The following is a 13,565-nucleotide window of genomic DNA, read 5'->3' as shown; positions in this document are numbered from 1 at the left end:
GGGGCGCCCGCCATACGGTGGGCGCCCCACTTGGCGTTCAGCCGGTGCCGTCGGGCGCCTGCTGGTAGCCGGCCGGCCGGGTGGTGAACGTGCCCCGGCCCTGGGTGCGGCTGCGGAGCCGGGTCGCGTAGCCGAACAGTTCGGCCAGCGGCACCGTCGCCGTCACCACGACGGTCCCGGCCCGGGTGGTCGAGTCGGTGACCCGGCCACGGCGGGCCGCGAGATCGCCGAGGACCGCGCCCACGGTGTCGTCGGGGGTGGTCACGGTGACCTCGGCGACCGGTTCGAGCACCGCGAGGGTGCTCTGCCCCAGCGCCTGCCGCAGGGCGAGCCGGCCGGCGGTGCGGAAGGCCAGCTCGGAGGAGTCCTTCGGGTGGGTCTGGCCGTCCACGAGCGTCACGTGCACGCCCGTCACCGGGTGACCGCCGAGCGGGCCTTCGAGCAGCGCGTCGCGGCAGCCGGCCTCGACCGCCTTCACGTACTCCTTCGGGACCCGCCCGCCGACGACCGCCGACGTGAACCCGAACGGCTCGTCCGACGGGGCAACGTCGATGAGCACGTGCGCGTACTGGCCGGCGCCGCCGTCCTGCTTGACGTGGCGGAACAGCACGCCACCGACACCCGACACGACGGTCTCGCGGTAGGAGACCTGGGGGCGGCCGACGTTGACCGTCACGCCGGCCGTCTGGCGCAGCTTCTCCACGGCCACCTCCAGGTGCAGCTCGCCGAGGCCGGACAGCACCGTCTGGCCGGTCTCCGGGTCGCTGCGCACCGACAGGGACGGGTCCTCGTCGACGAGCCGGGCCAGCGCCACCGACAGCCGGTCCGTGTCGCCGGCGACGCGGGCCTCGACCGCCACGGACACGACGGGCTCCGCGGTCGAGGCGGCCTCCAGTACCAGCGGCGCATCCGGCGAACAGAGGGTGGCGCCCACGCCTGCGTGCTTGACGCCGACGAGCGCGACGATGTCGCCCGCGGCCGCGCCGTCCAGGTCGGTGTGCCGGTCCGCCTGGACGTGCAGGATCCGGCCGACGCGTTCGGCGCGGCCGGTGCCGGTGTCCAGCACGGTGGCTCCCTTCGTGATCTGGCCGGAGTACACGCGGACGTACGTGAGGCGCCCGGTCGGCGCGGCGTGCACCTTGAACACCAGGCCGGCGAACGGGGCGTCCGGGGTCGCCGGGCGCTCCGGGTGGACGGGCGGGACGTCCAGCGGTGACGGCAGGTAGGCCACGACCGCGTCGAGCAACGGTTCGACGCCCCAGTTCTTGTACGCGGACCCGCACAGCACGACGACACCGGCCCTGGTGTTCGTCAGGTCGCGGAGCGCGTCGCGCAGCGTGGCGTCCTTGAGGGCGCCGTCGGCCACGAACTCCTCCATCGCCGTGTCGTGCAGGTCGGCGACGGCCTCCTCCAGCGCCCGCCGGTGCCGGTCGGCGCCGGCCGGGACGCCGGTCTCGGCCATCACGCCGTCCACCCACCTGAAGGCGCGGCGCGTCACGAGGTCGACGACGCCGTCGCCCGTCGCGAGGGGCAGCTGCACGACCAGCGGCGTCACCCCGAGCCGCGTCCGGATGGACCCGACGGCGGCGTCGAGGTCGGCGCCGGCCCGGTCGAGCTTGTTCACGAACGCGATCCGCGGCACGCGGTGCAGGTCGGCCTGCCGCCACACCGACTCGGTCTGCGGCTCGACCCCGGCGACCCCGTCGAACACGACGACGGCGCCGTCGAGGACGCGCAGCGAGCGCTCCACCTCGGCGGAGAAGTCGACGTGGCCGGGCGTGTCGATGAGGTTGATCCGGTGGCCGTCCCAGGTGCAGCTGACCGCCGCGGCGAAGATCGTGATGCCGCGCTTGCGCTCCTGGGCGTCGAAGTCGGTGACGGTGGTGCCGTCGTGGACCTCGCCCTGCTTGTACGTGGCGCCGGTGCGGAACAGGATCCGCTCGGTGGTGGTCGTCTTGCCGGCGTCGACGTGGGCGAGGATGCCGATGTTGCGGGTCTGGTCCAGGCTTCTGGTGTGCACGGCTCTGCGGCCTTTCAGGGAATCTGAACAGGGCAGCGCGATTACCCCGCCTCGATACGGGCAGGGTCCGGCCGGTGCAGCCGCGCGGGCTTACACCAGCGGGCGGGAAGACACCAGGATCACCTCGTGCCGGGACTGGGGACGACGACGCGGTAACGCATGGCGGTCTCCTCCCCCTTCCTCAGCACGGTCCGGCGATCATCTCAGACGGTCGTGGCGACCGGAACCGATTTTCCGCCCCGCAACGCGTACACGCCGGCGAGCGCCGTGCCGACGCAGAGCGCGGCGGCGCTGAGCCCGAGCGACCAGTGCACGCCGATCGCGGCGCCGAGCAGCCCGACGGTGAAGCCGCTGCCGGCCCGCAGCCCCTGCGCGGACACGCCGTAGACGCCGATGACCCTGCCCCGGTCGGCGGGCGGCGCGAGCAGCTGCACGACGGTCTGCCCGATCGACATCGACGCGAGGTTGGCCACGCCGCCGAGCAGCAGCAGCGCCACCGCCACGGGGTAGCTGGTGGTGATCGCGAAGCACAGGCTGGTGACGCCGTAGACGGCGGTGCTGATCACCGCGGCGAGGACCGTGGGCCTGATCCTGCCGGTCGCCTCGAGGAGGATCCCGCCGATGACCCCGCCGGCGCCGTTGGCGAAGAGCAGCACCCCGTACGCGAGGCTGGCCCCGTCGATGCCTTCGCCGCTGGCAGCGCTCGCTGTCCCGGCCGCTGCCCCGAGGTCGTGGGCGAAGATGGGCATCGCGGACTGCATCGACGCGCCGACGAAGAACGACCCCAGCCCGCCCAGGATGATCATGCTGACCAGCGTGTGGTTGCCGCCGACGGCCTTCAGCACCCGCACCGACTCCGTGAGCCCGACCCGCGCCCGCGGCACCCCGTGGTCGCGGGTGTGCCCGGTGAACTTGGTGCGGAACAGGAACAGCGTCAGCGGCAGGAAGAACAGCACGTTGACGAAGATCCCGGCGGTCGCCCCGAGCCCGAGCAGCAGCGCCGACCCGACGACCGGCCCGAACAGCACCCCGAGGCTGCGGAACGTGGCGTTGAGCCGGACCGCGCTGGGCAGGTCCTCGTCGCCGACGAAGTCGTGCAGCATCAGCTGCTCCCCCGGCCCCCACAGCGACCCGGCCAGCCCGTGCAGCACCAGCAGCACGCACGCGTGCCACACCTGCAGCGTCCCGGTCACGAACAGCACGCCCCACGCCACCGACACCGAGGCGAAGAGCAGCTGCGCGGCCTGGATGACCCGCCGGCAGTCGAACCGGTCCGCGAGCGACCCGAAGTACACGGAGAACAGCAGGAACGGCACCCAGTGACTGATCACCTGGAACCCCGACAACGCGGGCGAATGGAACTTCTCCCACAGCACCCAGTACGTGATGACGTGCTCGATGTTGTCGGCCATCATGGCCAGCGCGGCCCCGAACAGGTACGGCCGGCAGTCCTTGTTCCGCAACGCGGCGAACTTGCGCGGCGTCTGGACTGTGCTCATGCCCCTCAGCCTGTACCCGCCGCCCCCGGCCGATCCGCTCCGCTCACCCCGAAGTGATCACCGCCACGATGCTCCGCGTCGTCGCCGCCGTGCTCCCTGAGCGCCACCAGCAGCTCCGCGACCTCCCGGACCCGCTCCGCCTGGTCAGGCCCACCGACCAGTTCCACACTCGTCCGTATTTCGCGGTAGCCCACGAGGCAAGCATGGTGGCTCACGTCCGGAGCTTGCCATCACCACGCCGGTCCCGGGTCCCGGCGCGTCACACGATGGCCAGGAGGACCGCCTGGCCGGCCGCGGCGGCGTCCGAGTAGAACGCCCGCAGCGCCGACAGCTGCGGCCCGACGAACCCGGCGAACTCCTCCGGGGCGATCCTCAAGTGATCCGGGTAGATGTCGGCGGCGGCCATCGCGGCCGGGTCGTAGCGGGCCACCAGCGCCCCGTCGTCGAGGTCGTCGAGGGCCGCGGACACCCTGCGGACCGTCGCCGCGTCGAGCAGCCTGGCGGGCCCGTACCCGCCGTCGCCGCCGATCTCGGTGCCGCCGAGGATCGCCTCGCCGACGCCCTCCGTGACCTGCCAGGCGGTGCCGGTGAGCGCGAAGTGCAGGACGTGCCAGGACCTGTCGAGATCAAGGTCGGGCTCGGGCATCTCCGCGTCGCCGTCGTCGAGGTCGCCGTAGAGCAGCTCGTCGACGGCCGCCGGATCGTTCAGCACGGCCCGCAGCTCCTGCACCGTGAGGTGCCGCCCGATCAGTTCCATCCCCATGCCGCCGATTCTGGCACTTCGGTCAATTCGTGGTCGGGAGGGTGAAGCGGAAGGTCGAGCCCTCGCCGAGGGCGCTCTCGACGGTGAGGTCGCCGGTGTGGTCGCGGACGATCTGGCGGGCGATGGTCAGGCCGAGGCCGCTGCCGCCGGTGGCGCGGTCGCGGGCGGGGTCGGCGCGCCAGAAGCGCTGGAAGACGAAGGGCAGGTCGGCGGGGGCGATGCCGCAGCCGGTGTCGCGGACCTCGACGGTGATGTGGTCGGCGTCGGGGAAGGCGCGCAGTGCCACGTGGCCGCCGCGGTCGGTGTACCGGATGGCGTTGCCGATCAGGTTGCCGAGGACCTGGCGGAGACGGTCGTGGTCGGCGTGCACGGGCAGCGGGCCGGCGGTCTCCGCGGTCAGGCGGACGCCGGCGGCCTCGGCGACCGCGAGGTGCGCCACCCGGGCGGTGTCGACCAGGTCGGCCAGGTCGAAGTCGCAGCGGCGGTACGTGAGGTGCCCCGCCTCGGCCAGGGTCAGGTCCTGCAGGTCGTCGAGGATGCGGCGCTGCAGCTCGGCCTCGTCGTGCAGGGAGGCGAACAGCTCGCGGCTCGGCGGGACCAGGCCGTCCTGCAGCGCCTCGAGGTAGCCGAGCAGGTTGGACAGCGGGGTGCGCAGCTCGTGCGCGACGCTGGCGACGAGCCGGCGCTGGGCCTGCTCGGACGCCTCCAGCGCGGCCGCCATCCGGTTGAACGAGTCCGACAGCTGCCCGAGCTCGTCGCGGCCGCCCGAGGGCACGCGCGTGTCGAGGTGCCCGTCGGCGAGGCGCCGGGACGCGACGGTGAGGTCGCGGACGGGCAGGCTCACGTGCCGGGCGATGACGGCGGTGCCGAGGATGACGAGGATCAGCACGCCGCTGCCGGCGACGAGGCCGGGGCGGCTGATGAGGTTGGTCGCGTCGTCGGTGACGGCGCCGAGGTAGAGCTGCAGCGGCTCCGGGGTGAACGTCGCGACCCGCTCGCCGAACGCCTTGATCAGGCACTTCGCCTGGTCCTTCTCGGCTCGGCACTGCTTCACCGGCAGCTCGTCGTAGGGCTGCTCCGCCGCGCCGACGTCGCCGACCCGGGTGCCGCAGTCGTGGCTGTCCTCGACGCCGGTGGTGGCGTACGGGACGCCGAACTCGTTGAGGGTCACCGGCGGCGGGTCGACGTGCAGGTCGGTGAGGCAGCGCGCGAAGACGACCGTGCCGCGGAACAGGGCGATCTGCAGCAGCGTCTTCGTCTCGAGCTCGGTGATGCCGGTCTTCTGCTCCATGGGCGTCCGCGGGGCCCCGAGCATCTCCGGCGGGAACTTGAGCGTCGGGCGGGAGTCGACGAGGGCTGGCGGGCTGACGACGGCCCGGGCGGCGCGGTTGGCGAGGTGGTCGCTGTCGACGGTGACCTGGCCGTACAGGTTGGTGAGCCGGATCCGCTGGTGGTTGGCGATCGACAGCCGCTGCACGGTCTTGTCGACGCCCGCCCAGGTGCCGTGGCGCAGCGCGTACGCCTGGATCTCCGCGACCGTCGTGACCTCGTTGCGGGTCGAGGTCTCCTGCGACTGCGCGATCTCCAGGGCGGTCAGCCGGATGCTCAGCCACGCGGTGACCCCGATCGCGATCACCGCGACCAGCAGCACCAGCCCGAACACCCGGAAACGAAAGCTCATGCGGACTCGTTCAGCCGGTAGCCGCGGCCGTACACCGTCTGCACGTAGCGCGGCTCGGCCGGGTCGGACTCGATCTTGCGGCGCAGGTTGACGACGTGGGCGTCGACGGTGCGTTCGGAGACGTCGCGCTCGAAGCCGAAGACCCGGTTGATGATCTCGCCGCGGGTGAAGACACGGCCGGGCTCGCCGGCGAGCAGTTCCAGGATGCCGAACTCCTTCGCGGTCAGCACGACCACGGTGCCGTCGACACGGACCTCGAACCGGCCGGCGTCCACGACCAGGTCGCCGACCCGCAGCACCTGCTGGTGGCCGGGGCTGCCGATGCCGGAGCGGCGCAGCAGCGCCCGGACCCGGGCGGCGAGCTCCCGCGGGCTGACCGGCTTCGTCATGTAGTCGTCGGCGCCGAGGTCCAGGCCGAGCAGCAGGTCGTCCTCGGTCGAGCGGGCCGTGACCAGCAGGATCGCGACCGTCGACTCGGCCCGGATGATCCGGCACACGTCGAGGCCGTCGACCAGCGGCATCATGACGTCGAGGACCAACAGGTCGGGCCGCCGCGACCGGCACTGTTCCAGGGCGAGCCGCCCGTTGGGGACGGTCAGGACGCTGTGGCCGTCCCGCTCCAGGTACAGGCGGATCAGTTCGGCCTGCTTCGGGTCGTCTTCGGCGACCAGGATCCGTGCGCTCATCGCCGATCATTGTCGCGCGCAGGATGTGAAGAACCTGCGAAACCTCGTTCGGGTTTCGATCCGGCGCACACTTCTTCATCAGTTCCCAACGACCGGCTCCGCACCATCACCGGCATGTGTGGATTCCTGGTCTTCATCAGCGCCTCCGGTGAGGTCGAGACCGACCGGCTCGCCGAGGCCCTCGACCTGCTGCGCCACCGCGGGCCCGACGAGACGACGCTGCACGTGGAGGACGGTGCCGCGTTCGGCTTCCAGCGGCTCGCCATCGTCGACGTCGCGCACGGCCGGCAGCCGGCGGTGTGGGGCTCGTGGACGGTCGTGTTCAACGGCGAGATCTACAACTACCTGGAGCTGCGCGCGGAGCTGGCCCGCGACCACGCGGCGGTCTTCGCCACCGAGGGGGAGGCGGAGGTCCTCGCGGCGGCGCTGCACCACTGGGGGCCGTCGGCGGTGCGCCGGCTGCGCGGGATGTTCGCGATCGTGGCGCTGGACCGGGCGACCGGCACGGTGCACGCGTTCCGGGACCCGTTCGGCATCAAGCCGCTGTACCACCTGACGACGCCCGACGGTCTCTACCTGGCGAGCGAGAAGAAGGCGCTGCTGCCCTTCGCCGGCACCGGGACCCGCGTCGACACGGCGGCCCTGTCGCATTACCTGACCCTGCAGTACGTTCCGGAGCCGGAGACGCTGCACCCGTCGGTGCGCCGGCTGCCCGCTGGCCATGCTTTGACAGTACATGCGAAAAAAACGGAAATAAGCGCATACTTTCGGCACTCGCTGCGGCCGGTGCAGCGGCCGGACGCGATCACGGCCGTCCGCGACGCGCTCAGGGACAGTGTGCACGCCCACCTGCAGGCGGAGGTGCCGCTGGGCGCGTTCCTGTCCAGCGGCATCGACTCCACCGCCGTCGTCGCGCTCGCCCGCGAGAAGCACCCGGACATCCACACGTACACCGTGGGCTTCGACGACGAACGCTACAGCGAGATCGAGGCGGCGTCGGAGACCGCGGCCGCGCTCGGCGTCCAGCTGACCGCGACCGTGGTCCACGACGCCGACGTGATCGCCGAGCTGCCGCGCATCGTCTGGCACCTCGACGACCCCGTCGCCGACCCCGCGATCGTGCCGCTGTGGTTCCTGGCCCGCACCGCCGCCCGCGACGTCACCGTCGTGCTGTCCGGGGAGGGCGCCGACGAGCTCTTCGCCGGCTACGAGATCTACCGGGAGCCGGCCGCGCTCGCCGGCGTCGCCGGGCTGCCCGCCCCGCTGCGCCGCGGCCTGCGCGCCGTGTCGGCGGCGCTGCCGGAAGGGGTGCGCGGCAAGAGCTTCCTGGAGCGGGCCACCACCCCGATCGACGAGCGCTACTACGGCAACGCCCGCATCTTCGGCACCGCGGAGAAGGCCCGCCTCATGCGCGGGCCGGCCGACCCGCACACGACGGTCACGGCGCCGCTGTACGAGGCTGCCGCCCACCTCGACGACGTGGCCACCATGCAGTACGTCGACCTGCACACCTGGCTGCCCGGCGACATCCTCACCAAGGCCGACCGGATGTCGATGGCGCACTCGCTGGAGCTGCGGGTGCCGTTCCTGGACCGGGCCGTCTACGCCGCCGCCGCGCAGCTGCCGACGGCGTTGAAGCTGGCGAGGACGACGAAGTTCGCGCTGCGGGAGGCGATGCGCGGCATCGTGCCGGACGCGGTCGTCGACCGCCGCAAGCTCGGCTTCCCCACGCCGACCCGGGTCTGGCTGCGCGGCGAGATCGGCGTGTGGGCCGGCGACGTGTTCGCCGACGCCGCCGTCGACCACCTGCTCGACCTCAGCCACGTCCAGCGCCTCCTCGCGGCCCACCGCCGCGGCGACGCCGACCACTCCCGCAAGATCTGGACCGTGTTGATGTTCTGCCTCTGGTACGGCCAGCAGAACGCTCCGTCGCCCCGGCCCTGCTCCCGCTCTGAGCGCATCCGGCCCACGGTGTGAACCCGCGGCGTGCTGCGCGCTACAGCGTGTCGCCGACGGCGGCGGCGACGGCGCGCAGCCGCTCCTCGGTCAGCGGCACCGGCGGCGCGCCCGAAGAGCCGGTCAGTGTGAAGCCGAACAGGGTGCCGTTCGACTGCTTGGCCGCGGTCAGCACGCCGTCGGTGCCGTCCACGGAATACACGGTCTGCTTGGTCACGGACATGAGCAGGAGCGGATCGTCGGCCCGCGCCCTGCCGTGCTGGACGCTCAGGTCGAGCCGGAGCCGCAGCCCCGGGTCGGACTCCACCAGGCAGCTGTAGGTCACGACCCCGCCCGCCTCCGCGCGTGGCCGTTCCGTGACCGCCGGCAACGGCGTCTCGAACAGCGTGGCGAGGGCCTGCCCGTCGACATGGCCGCAGGCGTCGCGCACCTCGGCGGCCGGCTTCGACGGGCGGGCCGCGTTGTCGTCCACGCTCAGGTTGTAGCTGCACGCGAACCCGAGCACGACCGCCGCGACCGTGAAGAGGACCTTCTGCCACGTCGGCCGCGCCCTCCGGCGCTCGCGCGCCGCCGCGATCCGCTCGGTGAGCAGTTCCCTGTCGATCACCGGTTCCTCCGCCGCGCCGTACCCCACCCAGACCCGGGCCGCGACCACTATGCGGTCATGACCGCCGCCCGTCAACGCGGTCCGCGAGAACCATGATCCGCATTCCGCCCATCGGCCACGCTTGAAGACCCATCGTGCGGCTCGACGAGGTCGCATCAACCGTTCGGATCTGCCGCCCGCCAGATCGACGAAGAACGACACCACAAGGGGATGAAATTCGGAGGGTCGGGAGGTGTCATACTCGCCGACGTGGATGCCGTCTCACAACCGCAGCACTTTGACACTCCGCGGCTGTCCGCCGCCGGGCGCGACGAACTCGCGCGACGATGGGCACTCACGTATGCCGCTTCAACCATGCATTTCGTGCGATGGAAAACGGTTCAATTCGAACGCTTCGAGGGCTCGGGTGAGTGGCGCCAGAAGCAGTTCGTCACGTATCACGGCCACCCGGGTAAACCACCGCTGAACATCGACGCGGCGGCACAGGAGCGGTTCGTCGAGCTCGTCGCACGGCAGCCCCCGCCGGACGACGCGGACAACGGCCTGGGCGAGCTGCTGATTCTCGGCGAGGAGGCGACCGTCACCGGCTGGGATCCGGATCGACCGGGTCGCACCACCATACTGAGGGCCGATCCGATCGACGGCACCAGCAGCCTGGCCCATTGCGGTGACGGATTCGCCACCGTGGTGACCGTCGAATCACGTAGGCAGCCCGGCGCGGATTGGAAGCACCTGGGCGGCGCCATCGTCCGCAGCGACGGCTTGACGGTTTCATGGTCACGCACCCAGGTCCAGGCACATCACGTGGTCCTGGACCTGTCGCGGCTGGACGCAGACAAGCGGCCCAACATCATCGACCTGGGCCCGATCCCACCGTTTGCCGCCGTCGAGCTCGACGAGGACGTCCGGCAAGCCGTCGCGACGTCGGGCGCCAGCGTGGCCGCCCACAGCTCCAAACGCCGGGAGGCGCTGCGGGCCAAGTTCCCAGATCTCCAGGTGCTGTCGAACCACCTGGACTATCGGGCAGGAACGACGGCGGCCTGGCAACTCTGCAACGGAATGCTGGGATTCATTGTCGAGCTCAATGCGACGACGATCCATGACTCCGCCCACCTGCTTCCGTACACCCTCCTCGGTGGCAACATAGTGACGCACGAATACGAGCCGGTCCGGATCATAGAGCTCATTCAGGATCACGCGGACCCGACCAATTTGGAGAAGGTCGTCCCACCGTACATCGCGTTCACCGACCGTGAGTCGCTGGAGATCGTCAAGGCCGCGGCGAGAGCGGACGGCCGCTCGCGATGAACGCCCCGGGAACAGATGCGCCGAGCACAAGGATCTTCTGCAGCTACCGACGGGCGGATGACGCGGACCTGTTCAACGGTGTCGTGCGCAACCTCGTACGCGATCTACGGTCCTACTACAAGGCCGACACGGGCCAGACCTTGGAGATTTTCCTCGATCGCGACGAGCTGCGATGGGGTGACGATTTCGAGTCTGCGATATCGCAGGCGGTGCAGGACGCGGCGTTCTTCATGCCGATCATCACCGCGAACTACTTCGAGAGCGAGTGGTGCCGCAAAGAATTCTACGGGTTCTACAGCAAGGCCCAGTCGCTCGGCGTCGCCGAACTGATCCTCCCGGTGGTGCTCGCAGGCTCGCACCTGATCTCTTCGAGCGGATCCGACTCCATCGCCCGCATCATCGCGACCATCCAGCATTTCGACTGGTCGGACCCCTGGCAACAGGGAGCAGACTCGGCCGCTTGGCGGACGGCGATCACGCGAATGGTTCAACGCATCCGCGAACTTCAGGACAGCGCCGAAGCCCGCCTCACCGCGAACCTGCTCTCAGACAGCACAGCCGATTCCGCCGACCCGACGGACCATCAGGCCGGCGGCCGTCCCGCGGAGGGAGCGCGCGACCGCGAAACCGGTCAGGTGCTGAGCGAAGTCGTGGTCAGCTTCGCCGATGTCAGCAAGCTCGCCTCGGATGCGGTCGCACTGCTCGCCGCCATGGACGAGGGGCTGCGGCAGATTCCGAGCGACTCCGCGAACAGCCGCCTCGAGCGGGCACGGTTCAGCGCCGACTTCGGACCCAAGGCTGTCGCGTTGGACCGGCGAGCGGCAGACGCGGTGGGCCAGGCGCTCGACATCGATGTCCGCCTGCGGCGCATGTACTCGGAAGCGTCGGCCAACGGCCGGAGCTGGGGTTCCGAAGACCTGAAGCGAGAGATCCGTCAGGGCTCGCAGGCGGTCGGCTCGGCGATGGACGACCTCGTCCCGGTCAGTTCGGCCGCCAATCGCCTGCGAGGGCCCGGACTCAAGACGGTCAGCATCCCGGTCAGCCGCCTGATCCAGTCCTTGCGAGACCTTTCGCTGCTCATCGACCGATGGGAGACATGGCTGTGAGCAGCGGACGGCCTTGCCCGCCGATCGGGCGGGATCCGGTCCCGGCCTGGCTGCGCGGGTGGCACGACGGCAATGATGCCGCTGGAGCCGGACCGCGTGCCCACGGCACGCGATCCGACCACGGCAGGTAGGTGGATGCCGCGCAGGAGGTCTACCGGAGGCCGGACAGCACCCGCCGCACCGTCAATCGGTGACGGGGTCAGGGGGAGCAGGCGGACTCGACGCGGCGGACGGCGTCGGCGTAGTCGGGGACGGTGGACATCGCCGCGGCCAGGCGCAGGTAGGGCAGGGCCTCGCGGGGCTTGTTCTGCCGCTCCAGGGTGCGGCCCAGCAGGTGGTGGGCGTAGTGGTCGGTCGGGTCGCGGTCGACCAGGGCGCGCAGGTGCGTCTCGGCGCGGTGCAGCTGGGCCGAGGCGAAGTAGGCGCGGGCCAGCCACAGCCGGACCTCGGCGTTGCCCGGCTCCTGGTCCAGGACGGTGGCGAGGATCTTCGCGGCTTCGATCGGGTCGCCGGCGTCGAAGTAGAGGACTCCCCTGCGGTACTCGGTCATGACGTCGTCCATGGCAGGGATCAACTGCGCGAGGGCCCGGCGCATTCCTCAGTGGGTCTTCAGCCACCCGATCAGGTCGTCGAGGACGCGGTCCTGCTCGGGCTCGTTGAAGACCTCGTGGTGCAGGTCGTCGTAGATGTGCAGGGTGAGGTCCCGGGAGCCGGCCCGGTCCGCGATGAGGCGGCTGCCGGCCGGGTCGACGAGCTTGTCCGAGGCGCCGTGCATGACCAGGGTCGGCAGGGTGAGCGACGGCAGGCGGCGCTGGAACACGGCCATCTGGGTGAGCATGGCTCCGCCGATGCCCGCGGGGACCTTGCCGTGGTAGACGAGCGGGTCGGCGTCGTAGGCGGCCACGACCGCCGGGTCCTTCGAGATGTACGCGGAGTTCAGCGCCTGGACGGGGGTCGCCGGCGCGATCCGGCCGAGGACCTTCGCGACGGCGATCGCCGGCTTGCCGATCCCGGAGCCGGGGACGACGGGCGTGCCGGACAGAGCGAGCGCGCGCAGCGACGCCTGGTGGTCCAGGGCGTAGGCGAGCGCGATCATGGCGCCCATGCTGTGCCCGACGAGGAACGGCGCCTGGCCGGGGTGACGGGCGGCGACCTCGCCGAAGAGCAGGTGCAGGTCGGCGGTGTACTCGTCGATGCTGCGCAGGTACATCCGCTTCCCGCCGGAGCGGCCGTGGCCGCGGTGGTCGGGCGCGTAGACGGCCAGGCCGAGCTCGCCGAGGCGGGCCACGACGTGGTCATACCGCCGGGCGTGCTCCCCCATGCCGTGGGAGAGCACGACGACCCCCTCGACGTTCGATGGCGTCCATGCGTCGTAGACGATGCGGACCCCGCCGCCTCCGGTGAGGCTGTGCTCCTCGCGCTGCATTGCTGCATCGTCCGCCGAGCAAAGCCCTGAAGCAAGGGCGAACGCAACCCGCGAGTAACAAAGTCCCTGCGCCGCCCGCAAGAAACGGCGCAGGGACGATCAGGCGGCGGCGCGCTCGGCGGCGCTGCGCTCCACGCAGAACTCGTTGCCCTCGGGGTCGGCCAGGGTGACCCAGCCGGTGCCGTCGTCCTTGCGGAAGTCGGCGACCAGCGTGGCGCCCAGGCCGAGGATGCGCTGGACCTCCTCGTCCCTGGAGACGTCGGTGGGCTGCAGGTCGAGGTGGATGCGGTTCTTGCCGGTCTTGCCCTCCGGCACCTGGACGAACAGCATCCCCGTCGAGCCGTCCGGGGCGTTCAGCGCCGCCTCGGTGTGCTCCGGCAGGTTCGGGTCGTCGGGGTCCTCGCGGAACCCTGTGACGGCGGCCCAGAACAGGGACAGGTCGTAGCACTTGGCGCAGTCGACGGTGATGTGCCTGATTCGTACGGTCATGCACCCACCTCACCAGTTCCGTAA

At 71.1% G+C, this 13,565-nt stretch carries 12 protein-coding genes; 3 read left to right on the top strand and 9 right to left on the bottom strand.

Going from position 1 to position 13,565, the window contains the following annotated elements; genetic code table 11:
- Positions 1-37: 37 nt before the first annotated feature.
- The 5 genes from fusA to ABD332_RS02345 all read right to left on the bottom strand — a co-directional run bounded on the left by fusA (position 38) and on the right by ABD332_RS02345 (position 6,649).
- Entirely contained in the window at positions 38-2,020 is a 1,983-nt protein-coding gene (gene fusA / locus ABD332_RS02365) for an elongation factor G (protein WP_344498979.1), read from the bottom strand.
- A gap of 203 nt (positions 2,021-2,223) precedes the next feature.
- Positions 2,224-3,519 (bottom strand): MFS transporter, encoded by a 1,296-nt coding sequence (locus ABD332_RS02360; RefSeq protein ID WP_344498977.1) that lies wholly within the window; start codon positions 3,517-3,519, stop codon positions 2,224-2,226.
- A 259-nt stretch (positions 3,520-3,778) separates the two neighbouring features.
- Positions 3,779-4,282, bottom strand: coding sequence for a YfbM family protein (locus tag ABD332_RS02355; protein WP_344498975.1), 504 nt, complete (start codon positions 4,280-4,282; stop codon positions 3,779-3,781).
- Positions 4,283-4,304: 22 nt separating this feature from the next.
- Positions 4,305-5,963 (bottom strand): sensor histidine kinase, encoded by a 1,659-nt coding sequence (locus ABD332_RS02350; RefSeq protein ID WP_344498973.1) that lies wholly within the window; start codon positions 5,961-5,963, stop codon positions 4,305-4,307.
- On the bottom strand, positions 5,960-6,649 hold the full coding sequence (locus ABD332_RS02345; protein ID WP_344498971.1) for a response regulator transcription factor: 690 nt from the start codon (positions 6,647-6,649) through the stop codon (positions 5,960-5,962). The genes ABD332_RS02350 and ABD332_RS02345 overlap by 4 nt, the downstream gene beginning before the upstream one ends.
- A 114-nt stretch (positions 6,650-6,763) precedes the next feature.
- On the opposite strand from ABD332_RS02345, the gene asnB reads away from it, so the two are divergent.
- Positions 6,764-8,626, top strand: coding sequence for an asparagine synthase (glutamine-hydrolyzing) (gene asnB / locus ABD332_RS02340; RefSeq protein ID WP_344498969.1), 1,863 nt, complete (start codon positions 6,764-6,766; stop codon positions 8,624-8,626).
- Positions 8,627-8,645: 19 nt separating this feature from the next.
- Here the strand turns inward: asnB and ABD332_RS02335 are convergent, their stop codons facing one another.
- The gene (locus ABD332_RS02335; RefSeq protein ID WP_344498967.1) at positions 8,646-9,212 is read right to left on the bottom strand and encodes a hypothetical protein; all 567 of its coding nucleotides are present in this window, start codon (positions 9,210-9,212) and stop codon (positions 8,646-8,648) included.
- A 249-nt stretch (positions 9,213-9,461) separates the two neighbouring features.
- On the opposite strand from ABD332_RS02335, the gene ABD332_RS02330 reads away from it, so the two are divergent.
- Together ABD332_RS02330 and ABD332_RS02325 are read left to right on the top strand one after the other, a co-directional pair.
- Entirely contained in the window at positions 9,462-10,520 is a 1,059-nt protein-coding gene (locus tag ABD332_RS02330; RefSeq protein WP_344498965.1) for an FIG domain-containing protein, read from the top strand.
- Entirely contained in the window at positions 10,517-11,626 is a 1,110-nt protein-coding gene (locus ABD332_RS02325) for a toll/interleukin-1 receptor domain-containing protein (protein WP_344498963.1), read from the top strand. Before ABD332_RS02330 ends, ABD332_RS02325 begins: the two co-directional genes overlap by 4 nt.
- A gap of 199 nt (positions 11,627-11,825) precedes the next feature.
- Here ABD332_RS02325 and ABD332_RS02320 read toward each other — a convergent pair whose 3' ends face one another.
- From ABD332_RS02320 to ABD332_RS02310, 3 genes are all read right to left on the bottom strand, one after another.
- Positions 11,826-12,188 (bottom strand): tetratricopeptide repeat protein, encoded by a 363-nt coding sequence (locus tag ABD332_RS02320; RefSeq protein WP_344498961.1) that lies wholly within the window; start codon positions 12,186-12,188, stop codon positions 11,826-11,828.
- A gap of 36 nt (positions 12,189-12,224) precedes the next feature.
- Positions 12,225-13,052 carry an alpha/beta hydrolase gene (locus ABD332_RS02315; RefSeq protein ID WP_344498959.1) on the bottom strand — a complete coding sequence of 276 codons (828 nt, stop codon included), beginning with the start codon at positions 13,050-13,052 and terminating at the stop codon, positions 12,225-12,227.
- Between the two features lie 99 nt (positions 13,053-13,151).
- The gene (locus ABD332_RS02310; protein ID WP_344498957.1) at positions 13,152-13,541 is read right to left on the bottom strand and encodes a VOC family protein; all 390 of its coding nucleotides are present in this window, start codon (positions 13,539-13,541) and stop codon (positions 13,152-13,154) included.
- Positions 13,542-13,565 lie beyond the last annotated feature (24 nt).

It is taken from the genome of Dactylosporangium maewongense (assembly GCF_039531485.1).
Lineage (GTDB): Bacteria > Actinomycetota > Actinomycetes > Mycobacteriales > Micromonosporaceae > Dactylosporangium > Dactylosporangium maewongense.
This window is presented reverse-complemented; position numbering and strand designations above follow the sequence as displayed.

Bases quoted from the DNA above. Each gene is read 5' to 3' on its own strand.
- ABD332_RS02360 (WP_344498977.1), bottom strand. From the start codon at position 3,519: ATGAGCACAGTCCAGACGCCGCGCAAGTTCGCCGCGTTGCGGAACAAG.
- ABD332_RS02355 (WP_344498975.1), bottom strand. From the start codon at position 4,282: ATGGGGATGGAACTGATCGGGCGGCACCTCACGGTGCAGGAGCTGCGG.
- ABD332_RS02350 (WP_344498973.1), bottom strand. From the start codon at position 5,963: ATGAGCTTTCGTTTCCGGGTGTTCGGGCTGGTGCTGCTGGTCGCGGTG.
- ABD332_RS02345 (WP_344498971.1), bottom strand. From the start codon at position 6,649: ATGAGCGCACGGATCCTGGTCGCCGAAGACGACCCGAAGCAGGCCGAA.
- asnB (WP_344498969.1), top strand. From the start codon at position 6,764: ATGTGTGGATTCCTGGTCTTCATCAGCGCCTCCGGTGAGGTCGAGACC.
- ABD332_RS02325 (WP_344498963.1), top strand. From the start codon at position 10,517: ATGAACGCCCCGGGAACAGATGCGCCGAGCACAAGGATCTTCTGCAGC.
- ABD332_RS02320 (WP_344498961.1), bottom strand. From the start codon at position 12,188: ATGGACGACGTCATGACCGAGTACCGCAGGGGAGTCCTCTACTTCGAC.
- ABD332_RS02315 (WP_344498959.1), bottom strand. From the start codon at position 13,052: ATGCAGCGCGAGGAGCACAGCCTCACCGGAGGCGGCGGGGTCCGCATC.
- ABD332_RS02310 (WP_344498957.1), bottom strand. From the start codon at position 13,541: ATGACCGTACGAATCAGGCACATCACCGTCGACTGCGCCAAGTGCTAC.